This window comes from Vibrio sp. RE88, from assembly GCF_013113835.1.
Taxonomy (GTDB): Bacteria; Pseudomonadota; Gammaproteobacteria; order Enterobacterales; family Vibrionaceae; genus Vibrio.
Map to the genome: position 1 here is coordinate 417,026 of NZ_VTYQ01000003.1, position 14,930 is coordinate 431,955.

The window sequence follows — 14,930 nt, forward strand, 5'->3', positions numbered from 1 at the left end:
CAGCGCATTACGCTGGCTTTTTCTTTCCTGCAGTTAGGCAGGCTATTTATATAATGATAAACTTAAGCATGAGCTATCGTTGTCATTTAACTCGGTGAATAATGCCCCCATTCTCTGTGCTTGTTGTCGCAACCCTTGTTTTCATTTTCCCCCTGTTCGCTGCGGCAGCGTGTAATATTCCCACGCATAGCGACTACCTCTACTCGCACACCAATAGCAAGCAAAAGGCGATGCTCGCTTTTTACTACGACTCGCTTTGTAAACCCGGACAAGTCGATCTTTCGCATATTGAATTGCCACCCAACGCGTCTGTATCTGAACAGGCACTTTATTATTTTGGCCTCAAAAACCTTCGTAAATATGAAGGTCTAAAAACGCCTCGCATTCCCGATTTACTTGCACTTGGTGACGACAATCGTACTGAGTGGGTCAGTGCGGAAGCGACGCTCAACAAAGCCATTCACTTAATTGAGTCTGACCTGCTTTTGGAGGGTGAGTTCTTACTGCATGAAGTGGTCCCGATTGCCAGAGACATTGGATATAAAAGGCTGTTAGGTCGTACCTATCGTTGGCTGGGCAACGTTAAGATTCAACGCTCGAATCTTAAATCCAGCCTCAGTTATTACAAAACCGCTTATGAGGTGATGACCGAGATTGGAGACAACTTTCAGACCACGATGACGCTCAACAACATAGCCACTGTCTACATGCAGTCTGATGAGTGGAAACAAGCGAATAAGTACATCAATCGAGCACTCAAGCTATATAAAAAGCACGGTTACGACAACAGCCTGTTTGAAGCCATCATGTACTCCAATGCCAGTGCCATCTATTTCGCGTTAGGCAAAGAACAGCGCTCAGAGCAATACATGCGAAAAGCGCTCAAAGAGGCCGATAAAACAGGGTCAAACAAGATAAAGTTTTCAACATTATCAAATATGTCTCAGCGTTACAGTGACGTTGGAAACTCACAAGAGGCGTTAACACTCGCTAGACAATGTATTGAAGAAAGCCAAGCTCTCGACACCAAATCAAACATCACCTTAGCCACCTGTTACGAAGCCTATTCTGAGGCCAATTTTGTCGCTCAGGACTATCAAAAGAGTATCGATTACGCCAAACGAGTCATTGAAGTCCTACACACTTCGGAAAGCAACGAAGTGGTGTGGGAAATTCAGACTCTGGAGACATTGGTCAAAGCTTATGAGGCGCTAGGAGACTATCGACAGGCTTTGGCTTACATGAAGCAGCAATCGCAGGTACGTCAAAATTTCTACCGGCAGACATACGACGACGAGATTCTAAGTGAGAAAAATGCGCTTGAAAGGCAATTAAACAAACGGGAAATACAACTACTTGAGGCACAGAATGAATTGCAGCAAACCAAGCTACGCTCTCAACGTACCCGTGAGATTTTATTTATCACTCTATTCTTTGTACTCGCGTATGTCGTTATCCGACGTTTGTGGAAAATGAAACGCCTCACCAAAGAGCTAGAGAGCCAAAACACCACAGACCCACTCACGGGTCTAGCTAATCGTCGTTATGTTGAGAATTGGTTGTCCCAGCCCAACAACGTCAGGCTACATAACTCTTACGCGTTGAGCGTCATCGACATCGATCATTTCAAGCAATTCAACGATACCCACGGCCATGACGTTGGAGATACGGTCCTAAAAGCGACGGCTGAACGATTAAAGAACAATACCCGAAGCCAAGATATTATTGCTCGTTGGGGTGGCGAGGAGTTTGTCTTGCTCATTCCTATCGACAACGTACATACCATTGAAGATACACTGGAAAGGTTACGAAAAAGCGTGGAGGAACATAAGATCCATTTAGGTGGAGAAACCCTTGCCGTGACCATTTCCGTCGGAACGCAGTTATGTCATTTTGAAGATATTGAAACCGATTGGGATCGAGTTTTCAAAAACGCGGATAACGCCTTGTACCAAGCAAAGCAGACGGGCCGAAACAAATGTATTACTTTCCACTATGAGAACTAGCCGAACCCTGCCGTTAACGGCAGTCTAATGACTGCGTAAGCTGCTGAACAAAGTCGCTTCTTCGTACAAGCCACTCTTGTGCTGCACTTTCGATATCCATTTTTTCCACATCAACCAGCGTAGAGGCTAACGCAATATCACTGTTGGTTAATAGGAACCTCTGAATCACGTCATACGCACATTGCGAGCGACTTTTTAGCTGTTTAGATACAGCAATCTTGAGCCAGCCTCCCGTTGGGTTACCACAGTCCCACAAGTATTTCGGGTTCTGTCCCCAAGATGGATTCTTTTCGCACTCTTCGGTGTAATCGGGAAACTCAACAAAATGCCCAGGATAGACTGACTCGACCCAATTTGGCGTCCAATTGAAAATCAGCAGTGGTTTTTGCGCATTGACGTACTCATGAATTTTTTGATTGATGGCATCGCCAGAGGCAAGAACAACTACTTTAAAGTTGAGGCCAAATGCACGTATCCTCGCGTTATCTGGCTTCTCCCAAGGTCCGGTATAAAAGGTCCCTAATTGGTCACCGTTTTCGGCAAAAACCGATGAGCACGACTCCAAAGCCTTCCAATCAGGTAGCCCAGGGCACAAAGATTCAACATATTTCGGATACCACCATTCTTCGCGAGTTTCTGCGGGATGAACGGCCCCCTCCTCAATGACGTCATTCTTTATTAACACGTCATACTGACGCCCCATCGACCCTTCCCACACCTCGACCTGTATATCAGCTTTGCCTGTACTTAAGTACATCCACTGTGGTGTCGAGTGAATCTCTATCACTTCGGTTTCCACATTCTGAGATTCAAGAATATCTGCCAGTGCATGAGTTAAGACTCGTTGACTGGACCAGTCAAGCTCCAACAACCGAACAGTTTCAGCCAAGGAAGCTCTTGAGAAACAGCAAGTTAGGATGATAAGCAATCCAACAGCACTCGTTTTCATAAACAAAAACTCATCTTCCATCTGTATAGAAAGACTAGTCCATTGCGTTGTATTTAGTGGCGCTATATAAACAGCTGGCAAAACTCATCAATGTGACTGCGCATGGTGTATGGATTCAAAAACACGGCTTTTTCGCCCGGCAATGCCAAGCAATGTCCTTGATAGTCATAATCAGTATGAGCGATCGACTCAACCCAGTTAGTATTCAACCCCTGCCCTTGCCGCTTAAGAAAGTGATTACGATGAAACAGAGTGTTTTGAATCAACTCATCAACCGCGGCATCACTTTTCTTAATTGCAAGTTCACGCTCATAGGTATGTAAGACCGAAGGCGTATGCTTCGGGTACAACCTCAGCGCAACGGCCGGGCCGTGGTTACCTGCACACACCACCTTACAACCGGGCAATTGGCCTAGCTTCATTCGCAAATAGTTAGCATTCTGTAGACCATGCGCTAATACGACTTGATAGCCTTCCTTTCCGAGAAATTGCATCGCTGAATAAGCAGAAAAAACCCCCGCCGCCCCTCGCGAGCACTCGATTGTCGACTGCAGGTGAGTCTTTTGTTTGAGCTGAGATTCAAAGTAAGAAAAGTAGCTCGGTTCCTGCCGGAGAGCTTCAAAATCCTGCTTATCTCGTACCATCAATAAGCTAGAGGTATAAGGCGCGTAGCCCCACTTCTGAAAGTCGACCGCAAAAGAATCGGCCTCTTTCAGACCTGCCATCATTGTCTTTAAGTAACGCAAACTGGTCAGCGTGGCGCTATTAATAGACAGAGGGTTCTCTTGAAGATCGTAGTCAAGAAAGAACAACAGACTCCAGCCAACCGCCGCATCGACATGGATGTGAGGTTTACGAACAATCTCATGCTTGCGGCACAAGCGCTCTGACAAATGGCGAACTTGCTGAATATCATCAATCGCAAAGGTATCAGTCGTGCCACACGTGAGCATAATCGTTGGAACCGCGGTCCCCTGCTTGAAGCAGGCCTCCAGTTGGCGCTCTAAGTCATCGAGACAAATTTGGTTATTGCGGTTAATACGAACCCGAACGACCTGCTTATCAAGATCAATACCTAATAAAGACAAATTCGTCATGTTTGAGTAGTGGCCTGACTCAGAATTAAGCATGCAAAATCGGCGATTTGCCACACCTTCAGATTTTGACTTTGGGTACGTTTTACGTAATCCGAACAAGTAACCATAGAGGTTACAAAACGTACCGCCTTGAGTGAACAGACCACCAGCTGTTTGAGGATCATATCCTGCTAGACGAGCGATCTGGCGGATCACCATTTTCTCCAGCTCCACGGCCATCCCCGCATATTCGCTGTAGACCAAATTGGGGTTTTTCATCGTTGCCAGCATCGCTCCATGGATCGCCGGATCGCAGGGCGTTGAAATAACATTCTCAACCGATCTTGGGTCCTGCCAGTCTTTACAATGATGGGCGGCAAATATTGCTAATGGATCAAACGCCTCAGTGGGGGCATTCATTCTCTCAGGAATATCTTCACGCTCGTGCAGGGCCTTTTCCAACTGACGGTAATCTTCAGTAGAAAACGGAGACTTTCTGCTCACAAGCATGCTGACTTCTGGGGAAGCAAACAGAGGCCATAAGCGTTTATCACGACTAAAAAAACGGCGAATCACCTCATTATATTTCTTCACATAATAAGGTGATAACGCGTTCGCTTTTAAGCCATCTTTCTCGAGTGTTGCTGCATGATTCATACATCACCTCCTGGTGGCTTAAAAGTGTCATCGTAATTTAAAGTTGGCGACTAACCTTTCTAGTTCATGGTTGGATTCACTCAGAGACTCGGTCGCTGAGACGGTTTGCTGACCGCTGCTCACTAGTGATTCAACGATCTCTCTGATGGAGAGCATATTGCGACTTAGCTCTTCAGCTACCGTACTCTGCTCTTCGGTTGCCGCTGAGATCTGCGTGCTGACATCATCAATCTCTTTGACTGAAACCGTCATCATGCCAAGGCTCTCAGACACTTCTGATGTTTTCTCAGCAGTGGACTGACATTGATCTTTGGTCGCTTCCATGGCGCGAACCACGCTCTCGGTGCCATCGAGTAGCTGACTGAGCATGTCAGAGATTTCGGTTGTGCTGTTTTGCGTTCTAGCAGCCAGCGCCCTCACCTCATCTGCAACCACAGCAAAGCCTCGGCCTTGTTCACCGGCACGCGCAGCTTCTATTGCCGCATTCAGTGCCAGTAAGTTGGTCTGCTCTGAGATCTCACCAATTACCGTCAACACTTCACTGATGCGATTCGCATCCTGCTTCATGCTTACGATCCGGCCTGCCATATCATCCACTTCCGTGACCAGAGCGCTTACCGTCGATACCGCGTTATTCACAATATCCAGTGAGGACTGAGCCTCAACACTGGCCGCCTCAGTAATTCGATTGGACTGATGAACACTCTCGGCCACCGTTCGCGCACTTTCGCTCATTTCAGTAATCGCTGTGACGACTTGTTCCGTTTCACTGGAGTGCGTAAGCAGCTTAGATTCGTTTTCCTTAGCGGTCTGACCTAGCTGAACCAGACTGGAAGAGATACTTTGACTGGCATTTGAAATTTGCAGCATCATCTGCTGAAGGCTTTCTACAAACTGATTGAACCCCTGACTGATCTGCCCGAGATCGTCATTGCTGTTCACTTCAAGACGCTGAGTTAAATCACCATTACCCTGAGACAGATCCAACACAGCTGACTTTAAGCCAAGCAAAGGTTTGTAGGCATAGTGAAGAATGACAAAAATAGCGCCAAAGCTGACAAGGAAGAGTAAAAAACCGGTAACGATCGATTCTTGCTCGGCTTTATCAACGTGAGCCAATGCCGTGGCCTGATCAACGAACACCATCAGAGTCCAGTACATATTGTCAGTGAGATTCACTCGCTGAAAATAGCCATCAAACTGAATACCAAGGTAAGGAAACGTCAGGTGACCATTTTGCTGAGTACTAAACATCCGTTCCATCTCAATGAAGTTCGAGCTCACCTGAGAAGGTGTTCGGCCAATATCGTTAGGATCGTCACTGGCAAAAAATACCGCGTTCTGATCCGTGAGTGTTGCCGCCCCACCAGCAAAGCGCATGTTGCTGACCGTACTGATGATTTCACCTAACTGGATATCACCAAGCAATACACCAACGACTTGGCCGCCTTGCTTAACTGGCATGGTGGCGCTAACCACTTTTTCTCCGGTAACTTTGTCTTGATAGATGTCCGTTAAAGTCACGCCAGAAGCCACTTTGGCCGCTTTGTACCAATCGCGGGTTCTAAAGTCGAACTGGTTGCTACTTTCGACAGACATATAATTTCGTCCATCTTCGTAGGTCATGATGACATTGGAAATCCCGGTGCTTTTGGCAAGTAGCTCGACCAAGTTCTGGTTATCTTTATCAGACAAGCCTGAGTCAAATTGCTCCGCGCCGGAGGCAATAGCGTTAATGCGAAATTGCATCAGCTGTTCAAGTTCGGTCACATGAAAACTCAGTTTGTTTTTCGTTTCATTCACTAACGAAGTGACCATTTTTTCTTTCATAGATAGGATGTTAAGCGTGCCAAGAACGATCAAAGAGATCGTCACCAGCAAACCTACACCAAGATAGATACGCGTTTTAAAACCTATATTCATTACGCCTCCTCACTACATGAACGAGCGATAAAAAGAACGTAAGGATGAATTCCGGTCTGTATTTTAATTTGTATATATTGGTTGCCAAATTCTCGGCAATTCGTGAGCTTGTGCTCATCATCAAACCGTCTATACACCCAGCCAACATAATTACCTTAGCTTGATATCACAAATATATGCAACCATTATTATATGAATTTATTATCTTTAAAAAAGATGGAGCGACGAGAAAATCGGGGAAGGCTACAGTCTTTTACTCTTTAATTCAGCTAGTTAAACAATATGAAAGATTGGTGAGATGGCTCAATAAAGAGCCATCAACAATTTGCTCTTAGCGCGTCGATGCTTCGAGCGTGACACCATTAAACGTAGAGTACCCATTTAACATCACATGGTAAGTACCCAGTGTGGCATTACTGAAAGTACAGGTTTCGCTGTTTCCATAACGGTATGGTCGGCAGTCCCAGTTTTGCTTACTGGCCTCAGAACCAAATTTGACGTAGAGATCCACATCCCCTGAGCCACCGGAGGTCTTAATGTCGAGTGTTTTCGAAGAAGTCAGTTCAAAACTGTACGCGACTTCGCTGCCAGTCGCGCCCGATAAGCCAGTCACTGGCACACCATCCTGAAGCACATTATCAGCAGGAGGAGGAGGCGTAGTGCCGCCAGAAGCGTTGCCCATTTCAACCGCGTAGGCTAAGCCAAGCTTAGTAAACTTGGTTGCATGAGCACCGGTGGGATCCGAATTCTCTAAAGTGTCCTGAGAGGTGTGAATCTTAGGGTTGTAGTCATTGAACTTAGACTCAAAAGGCATCGCAGCAGAATACCCTGCGTTGTGCCAAGAAGCGTGGTCTGAACATGCATAGCCACAACGATCATAGCCATAACTCAACGATGGTAAATACTCGTCAAGCAGGTTGGCTAAGAATTGAGTCAGGCTGCTGTCAGTGTAATCAGTGATGAAGACAATATCTTGTGCAGAGCCTTGATAGTTCGTCATATCCAACTGAAGGGCAGACACGACGTTTTTACCCTGAGATTTGTAGGAATTGGCAATATCCTGCGAGCCACGCAGCCCTACTTCTTCGGCTGCGTAAGCCATAAAGGCCATCGAGCGTTTAGGCTTGAAATTGTTCTCAGCCAGAACACGAATTATCTCCGTCACACTTGCGATACCCGACGCGTCATCGTCAGCACCGGGGGCAATCGTGTGTTCATCCGTTCGAGAACCAATAGTGGAATCCAGGTGACCACCAATCACAACCCATTCATCGGGGCTTTCTGAACCCTGAATCGTCAAAATCACAGATTTTTGGTTGTAACCTGAGTGAGAAAACTGCTCAACACTGGCGTTAGACAATCCTGAAACCAAAGAACGCCATTCGTTAGCGATCCAATCTGACGCCTGAGCACCAGAAGTCGTGGTGTAAAAACGGTTGTTGAAGCTCGTCAGCGACGTGATTGTGCCAGTGATCTGCGCCGAATTCACTTGCGGTAACCAAGCGTTAACGGTTGTTTGCTGGGAAATATCAGGGATTGAAAAAGTATTGAGGGCCAGTGGCATCGCGCTCGCAGCCATTGCACTCTGAGCGGAAGGGTGAACCATATAGCCACCACAACGATGATGCTCTTCATGCATGTTGTGAGACAATTCCGCCAGTTCAGTTTCATCGACCTGCCCGACCCAAACATTACCACTGCTAGCCAGTGAATTGGGCAACACTGCCTGCGCCCCTGATTTCGCCACGGTTTTAGATGCATCAGCACCGATTGATATCCATACTTTATCTTCTGCGTGTGCATGCATGAAAGCCGTGGAAAGTGCCATAGCCAAAAGCGTTTTAGTGTAGTTCATTATCTCCTCCATGGAGTTTTATAAAATCACCAAAACTTAGGATATTTATTTACATTTTGAGAATTATTCGTTTTACATCAGGACGTAATAATAAGTTGTCACTTTTCTATCAATACAGAAAATGGTTGATAGGGGCACCGAAGTGCCCCAAGCTTGACTCAGACTATTTTGCCGTCACAGACAAAGTTACGCCTGAAAAATTGCTGTATGCATTGAGCATGATGTAGAGATCTTCACTCGCATTCACTGCATTACACGACTCGGTATTACCAGAGCGATATGGTCTGCAATCATAGGCACTTTTGGTTGGTTGAAGTCCTGAGCGAACATAGAGATCAGCATCGCCGGAACCAGATGCGATAGACACTGTGACGTCAGAGGTGCGCTTATCTGCGCGAAGGACATACATTTTCTGCTCACCTTTCGCTAGCGCAAGACCAGACAACGGCGTATCTAGGCTCAGCTCAGTGATATCACTTCCTGGTTGTTCAACCATGCCATCGGGCAGAGTGTTGTTAAAATGGCTGGCTACTTTCGGCCAGATTTTGCTGATTTTCACCCCTTGGTTTTCACAGCCACCAAAGTGATGCAGCGCAATCGCTTTGTTGCTGCTGGTTTTGAGCACTGGCGAACCTGACGAACCACCAATGGTGTCGCAGAAGTAACCTGTATCGGTGTTCACTCCACGACCATTGGCCGAAGCAACATCAATTTGGCAAAGCCCAGAGCCATTTTGATCGCTTTCAATGGCGAGCTCTTTCGGGTTACCTGAACCGTGTTGCGGAATATAGATACCGTCACCATAAGTCGGCTCGGAAGCATCCAAACCTAGGTAACCAAACGAGGCGATTTTGGCGAAGTCATCAACGGTAAACAGCGTATAGTCCAGCTCATAGTCTGTGCTGAGCATTTGGTCGCCCATCACTTTGACGGTCGTCGACATTGACCCGTTACACGTTGAGCGTTGGTAGTTAAACCAGACTTCGGTGTTTTTCAGCTCGGTTTCACTCTCAACACAGTGGTTGTTGGTAAACATGCGGTTGTCTGGGCCTACGCGCCATGCGGTACATAGACTGCGACCATTGATCAGCAATCGCGCGACTGGCGTTGTCCACGCGACTTTCTCTGGATGTGAATCTTCCCAACACGCCACATCTTTTCGCTCATTTACCCCACAGGTGGAAAGCGTCGACATCTCCTGATCCGCCGTATCTTTACCTGCCATGTAATAATCGAGCTCAAACTGCCCTTGCTGGCCTTTGGCATTCGCTATCAGTTCGATAACAAGTGCATCGCCTGAGATAGATTGCGCAAACCAATCTAGCTGACTGTCAGTGTACTCAACCACCTCATCCGTAGTCGTGGATTTAACACGTAAAATTGCCCCTTTCGGCAGTGAGAGTTGTTTGAAGTGCAACTTAATGAATGCAGCCCCTTGATGTTTCACTACCTGACTCAGATGTTGACCCGAAATACCGGTCAGTTCCGCATCTAACATAGTGAATTTCACTTCATCAGCAATGACAGGCAACGCTGTATCTGCCATCGCGACTGGAGTGATAAAACATGCAATAGCCAACCCAACGTTGCATAGATTTGTCTTCATTGGTCTTTCCTTTTTTTGTTTATTTGTGTTGTCCCAAAAACAAACATATGCAGAAAAAACCAATAAGCAATTTATTGCATATTGGTTTTGAGTAAAGAAATTTGAACACAGGGTTTTGTAGCGATGAATAAAAAGGCACTCGAAGAGTGCCTTTGTCTAGATGAAACTTATTGAAATATCAGAGCTTAAATGTCGATACCTTGGCCATTAATTCGCCAGACAGTCCTTTCACTGTGCCCGCTTCCTGTGAGCTTTCCTGAGCGCTATGAACTAACTGATCAGCGACATCTTTGATCGAGGTAATATTCTGCGTGATCTCATTCGTTACATGGGTTTGCTCTTCAGCCGCAGTCGCGATTTGTGTCGCCATGTCGCTAATGGTTTGAACGGCAGTATTGATTTCTTCTAGTGCCACACTTGCTTTATCCGCATCTTCCACGGAGTGAGTGGCCAGAGCGGAACTGTTTTCCATCAATTTAACAGCATTACCTGTGGTAGCTTGCAACGTATCGATCGTTGCTTTGATCTCTTCTGTTGAATCATGAGTACGCTGAGACAGCACTCGAACTTCATCAGCCACAACCGCAAAGCCTCGTCCTTGTTCACCTGCACGCGCAGCTTCAATTGCGGCATTCAGTGCCAGCAAGTTGGTTTGCTCAGCAATGCCCTGAATGGTCGCGAGAACGGTTGAAATATCCTGTGAGTGACGGTTTAACTCACCAACGACGTTACTTGCCTGTTGCAGTTCATCAGCCAAGCGGTTGATTGAATTTTTGTTTTCCAAAACGACGGCACGACCATTTTCCGTATTCTTCGCTGAGCCTTGCGCGGAGTGGGCGGTTTGCTCCGCATGGGAAGCGATTTCAGCGGTTGCGGATGCCATCTCTGTGACAGCAGTCGCCACCATAGTGATTTCCTGCTGCTGATGGTTTATCTCATCGACATTTCGATTTGCACGTTGATTACTGACTTCCGATTGCTGAGACAACTGCTGAGATTGTTCGCGGATGTGAGCGATAAGCTGATGCATACTGCCAACAAAGGTATTGAAGTTATTGGCGAGCTGACCCACTTCATCGTTGCTGTCTACTTCCAGTCTCTGAGTAAGGTCACCGCTACCGTGCGCTATTTGTTCCAGTGCGTTTGATACATTGGTTAGCGGGCGGAACAAGATGCCACACAACATGTTAAACAAGAAAGTACAGACAATGACCACCAAAATAGTCACTGCGATTTGTCCCCAGACTGCACTGTATAAAGGGGCGACTAGCGACTCACGATTAAGCACGGTGACTGTAATCAGTGGCGTCCCTTGAATCGGCGCTGCGTAAACGACGCTTAACTCGCCATTAACGTCCGTATAAATATCACTGCCCGAGCTCATCGCCTGCTGGATATCACTGAAGTCTAAGCCAAGCTGTTGTACAGATTGGTTAAGCAATTTGGTGTCTTTGTGAGTAAATACATTGCCTTGCTGATTGGCAATAAACATGTAGCCTTCACCGGGAAGAATTACTTTATCCAGCCCTGAGATAATATCGGTAATTTCAACATCCGCACCCAACACAACGTTTTCACCACCTAGGCTGACCACGCTACCCAAAGAGACCACATTTGCACCAGTCGCCGCCGCTACCGTTGGGTTGTCCATGAAGACTTTTGACGGGTTCTTCATCGCATTGATGTACCAACCCCACTTACGCGGATCATCATTACCCGGTGGCAGAACGACACCATTGGCGTTATCCTGAGAACCGTCAGGGTAAGCGAGGAATACATTGTCTAAACCTGCGGAATTCTTCACCTGTTTGAGGTTTCTGACAATCGAACTCATATCGGCGTCCGGTACGATTGACGTCAGCGCCCGCTCCTTCGACTCAATCCAGTCTGATACGTATTGATTGTAAGAAGCCGTTGAGCTCTCCAGCCGCTGAGTCACCTCAATATCCAAACGCTGTAGTGACGCCCGAAAAGAGAGCAACTCCACCAGCAAACCGCCAACGATGATGGCGACACTGGCTGACAACGCCAGTTTGTTCTTTAAAGACAAGTTTTTAAACATAGGACAACCTTGTTTGATCATTTTTATCGTCATGCAGTACTAAGCTGTAGTTGCTTGCCTACACAATTGCAAAGATAACTCACCCGCTTTGTGCACCCTACTTCAAGAGCGATTCTTTGTATGGTTATCACGGATTTATTTCACACTTTAAAATAAATCAATCATATCCACTATTTTTATTGCCAACTCTCAACTTAATGCTTAGGTATGAATCTGAACAAATATTGCTGAACAAATTTATTTGAAGTGACTCGAAAGGAAAATCGACAGCCAACAACACATTACTTTTCCATGCGGACAATGTGGCAAATTGACATCAAAACGACGATTTATTAATCACTTAAATGAATATTTTATAAAATTCTTGCTAGGTTGAGATCGCTGTCTGCACGCCATCAGTGCTTTCAGATGATCAATAACCATTATAAGGAAAGATTATGAAATCTTATTTGAATGTCAGTTTTGCTACCCTAGCTGGCCTAACGGCCCTCACGTCAATCAATGTCAATGCTCATGGCTGGGTCGAATACCCAAGCGCTCGTCAGAATACTTGCTATTTAGATGGTGGATTCTGGGATGACCAGATTCCGAATGCTGCTTGTCAGGCGGCCTTTGATCAGTCCGGTGCCTACCCTTTTGTGCAACGTAATGAAGTGGCAGCCAATGTGGCTAACTACCGAGACATGGCCCACGTACATGCCATTGTCCGAGATGGCACACTGTGTAGCGCTGGCGACAGTGCAAAAGCGGGACTAGATGTTGCTTCTCCACATTGGCAGAAAACGGCACTGTCATTAGATGCCAACAACCAGTTCGACCTGGTATTTAATGCCACTGCTCCACACAACCCGTCTTACTGGCAGTTTTACTTGAGCAAACCGGAATACGATAGCAGCCAGCCTCTAACTTGGTCAGATTTAGATCTGGTGGATACTGCGGGTAACGTCGCGGTTGGTTCGGATAAAAAATACCGTATCAAGGTAACCCTACCTGCTGACAGAACAGGCGAAGCGGTTCTCTATACCCGCTGGCAACGCGAAGACCCAGCCGGTGAAGGTTTTTATAACTGTAGTGACATAACCTTCAATGGGGATGGCAGCACACCTACCGACCCGACGGATCCAACCGACCCGGGCAATAACCTCTCTGTACTTGGTTACTATGTCCCACAAGGATTTGGGCCAGTGGAGTCTGGAGATACCGTTCGTTTCCGTACCTTTGATCAGAACGGCAGCGAGCAACACGATATCTCATTGGCGATCACTGCTAACAATACTAGTGAAGAAATTTGGTCTGCGGAACTGGCTGGGCAATTTAATAGCCTGACCGCGGGGGCTTGGTTTATTGGCATCTGGCATGCCGAAATGAACCACTATATGTATGACTCTTCGAACATCTACGCCAATCAAGTTCATGCCCCAACCACAGACTTCAGCTATCAACTGTCACTGGTGAAAGGTGACACACCACCACCAACGCAACCGGATAATGCGTGGTCTGCCGACAGCATTTATGAGCAAGGTGATGTGGTTACTCATAACGGCCGTTCATGGACAGCGCAATGGTGGACACGTGGCGAAGAGCCGGGCACAACCGGCGATTGGGGAGTATGGCGCTAGCCTTATTGCTACCCAAATCACCACTGTATGATGAAAAATCCTCAAGCTTCTCTTGGGGATTTTTCGCACTTCCAACCCTCAAATACATGCCAACTATTAAATCAGGCTCATAGAAAGACAGAGTTCCCAAATCAACATTGCTATTTATCAATACCGTAGACCAATAGTGGTATTTTACTGTTGAACTTGTTGTTAAACGCACATTCTGCGTCTGCCATTCACCACGTTTATCACTTCCAAAAAATCGGCTAAATACAATCAAAATTCTCTGCAACAAGATGATAACTATAGTTTTATATTTTTTTATAAAAGAGAATTATCACTATAAATTCTCTTTTAATATTAACTAAAACAGACAAAGGCAAAACGCGCTAGACATGTATAAATAACATCAATAATTAAGATGAATTACCGCTACCTGCTCTTCACCTATCCGATCCCCATTTCATAAACTCCGCGCTCTATTTGTTAGACAACGAGAGCAAACATGAAGAAAACATTATATTTAGCAGCTGCTATCACCGTTTTAGCCTGCAACGCCGCGCTAGCTGAAGGGCTCAGTAACAATTACAATTTCGTCGAAGCGGGTTACCAGAAATCCAACTACAGTAGCACGCTTTACTATGGCTCATTCAGCGCTAAATCCGATATTGATGCTGATGGCTTTTACCTTCGAGGAAGCTTTAACTTCTACGACAATGCTTTTGTAGAAGCGCGAAAAGATCGAACTAGTTACTCATACTCGAACGCTATCCTGAACGGTGAATTAACTCTCGATCAAGATTTGTACGCATTAGGGTACTTTTTCACTATCAATCCAGCATGGTCTGTTTATGGAACCGTAGGTTACTCAGTACTTGATATTAGTGCGGAAGCCTCTAACGTGGCAGCGAATACTAAACTCAGCTACCAAATGTCAGGCGCTAGTGTAGAAGTAGGAACCAGAATTGATGCGTTCGATTTCTGGCATATTGAGCCTGCATTTCGCGTTGCCAGCTATGATGAGTCAATGTATGAAATCCGCCTTAATAACGCTTTTTCAATTACTGAAAACGTGGCTTTGGATATCAATGCAATGCACAGAGCCCACGAAATCAATAACACAGTGATTACCGAAGTATCCGGACAAGTGGGTATTCGCTATTCCTTCTGATTAGCGTCTCTGGCCTACCATGAC

9 protein-coding genes are annotated in these 14,930 nt (G+C 46.1%); 3 read left to right on the forward strand and 6 right to left on the reverse strand.

Annotated elements, in window-relative coordinates; translation table 11 throughout:
* Window positions 1-101 precede the first annotated feature (101 nt).
* Window positions 102-2,006 carry a diguanylate cyclase gene (locus F0265_RS07995; RefSeq protein ID WP_171748478.1) on the forward strand — a complete coding sequence of 635 codons (1,905 nt, stop codon included), beginning with the start codon at window positions 102-104 and terminating at the stop codon, window positions 2,004-2,006.
* 13 nt (window positions 2,007-2,019) lie between these two features.
* Here F0265_RS07995 and F0265_RS08000 read toward each other — a convergent pair whose 3' ends face one another.
* The 6 genes from F0265_RS08000 to F0265_RS08025 form a co-directional block, all read right to left on the reverse strand.
* The gene (locus F0265_RS08000) at window positions 2,020-2,955 is read right to left on the reverse strand and encodes an ABC transporter substrate-binding protein (protein ID WP_253809380.1); all 936 of its coding nucleotides are present in this window, start codon (window positions 2,953-2,955) and stop codon (window positions 2,020-2,022) included.
* Window positions 2,956-3,017: 62 nt separating this feature from the next.
* Window positions 3,018-4,688 carry a pyridoxal-dependent decarboxylase gene (locus tag F0265_RS08005; RefSeq protein ID WP_171748480.1) on the reverse strand — a complete coding sequence of 557 codons (1,671 nt, stop codon included), beginning with the start codon at window positions 4,686-4,688 and terminating at the stop codon, window positions 3,018-3,020.
* 27 nt (window positions 4,689-4,715) lie between these two features.
* Window positions 4,716-6,611 (reverse strand): methyl-accepting chemotaxis protein, encoded by a 1,896-nt coding sequence (locus tag F0265_RS08010; RefSeq protein ID WP_171748481.1) that lies wholly within the window; start codon window positions 6,609-6,611, stop codon window positions 4,716-4,718.
* Window positions 6,612-6,942: 331 nt separating this feature from the next.
* Complete coding sequence (locus F0265_RS08015; protein ID WP_171748482.1) at window positions 6,943-8,466, reverse strand: M28 family metallopeptidase; 1,524 nt, start codon at window positions 8,464-8,466, stop codon at window positions 6,943-6,945.
* A gap of 163 nt (window positions 8,467-8,629) precedes the next feature.
* On the reverse strand, window positions 8,630-10,072 hold the full coding sequence (locus F0265_RS08020; RefSeq protein WP_171748483.1) for a serine protease: 1,443 nt from the start codon (window positions 10,070-10,072) through the stop codon (window positions 8,630-8,632).
* 178 nt (window positions 10,073-10,250) lie between these two features.
* Window positions 10,251-12,134, reverse strand: a complete 1,884-nt coding sequence (locus F0265_RS08025) for a methyl-accepting chemotaxis protein (protein ID WP_171748484.1) — start codon at window positions 12,132-12,134, stop codon at window positions 10,251-10,253.
* Window positions 12,135-12,571: 437 nt separating this feature from the next.
* Between F0265_RS08025 and F0265_RS08030 the strand changes: the two genes are divergently transcribed.
* Together F0265_RS08030 and F0265_RS08035 are read left to right on the forward strand one after the other, a co-directional pair.
* On the forward strand, window positions 12,572-13,753 hold the full coding sequence (locus F0265_RS08030) for a lytic polysaccharide monooxygenase (protein WP_171748485.1): 1,182 nt from the start codon (window positions 12,572-12,574) through the stop codon (window positions 13,751-13,753).
* A 487-nt stretch (window positions 13,754-14,240) separates the two neighbouring features.
* On the forward strand, window positions 14,241-14,906 hold the full coding sequence (locus F0265_RS08035; RefSeq protein WP_019276684.1) for a hypothetical protein: 666 nt from the start codon (window positions 14,241-14,243) through the stop codon (window positions 14,904-14,906).
* Window positions 14,907-14,930 lie beyond the last annotated feature (24 nt).

What these genes read in the sequence shown, in the direction of transcription:
- F0265_RS07995 (WP_171748478.1), top strand. Translation starts at nt 102, where the DNA reads ATGCCCCCATTCTCTGTGCTTGTTGTCGCAACCCTTGTTTTCATTTTC.
- F0265_RS08000 (WP_253809380.1), bottom strand. Translation starts at nt 2,955, where the DNA reads ATGAAAACGAGTGCTGTTGGATTGCTTATCATCCTAACTTGCTGTTTC.
- F0265_RS08005 (WP_171748480.1), bottom strand. Translation starts at nt 4,688, where the DNA reads ATGAATCATGCAGCAACACTCGAGAAAGATGGCTTAAAAGCGAACGCG.
- F0265_RS08010 (WP_171748481.1), bottom strand. Translation starts at nt 6,611, where the DNA reads ATGAATATAGGTTTTAAAACGCGTATCTATCTTGGTGTAGGTTTGCTG.
- F0265_RS08015 (WP_171748482.1), bottom strand. Translation starts at nt 8,466, where the DNA reads ATGAACTACACTAAAACGCTTTTGGCTATGGCACTTTCCACGGCTTTC.
- F0265_RS08020 (WP_171748483.1), bottom strand. Translation starts at nt 10,072, where the DNA reads ATGAAGACAAATCTATGCAACGTTGGGTTGGCTATTGCATGTTTTATC.
- F0265_RS08025 (WP_171748484.1), bottom strand. Translation starts at nt 12,134, where the DNA reads ATGTTTAAAAACTTGTCTTTAAAGAACAAACTGGCGTTGTCAGCCAGT.
- F0265_RS08030 (WP_171748485.1), top strand. Translation starts at nt 12,572, where the DNA reads ATGAAATCTTATTTGAATGTCAGTTTTGCTACCCTAGCTGGCCTAACG.
- F0265_RS08035 (WP_019276684.1), top strand. Translation starts at nt 14,241, where the DNA reads ATGAAGAAAACATTATATTTAGCAGCTGCTATCACCGTTTTAGCCTGC.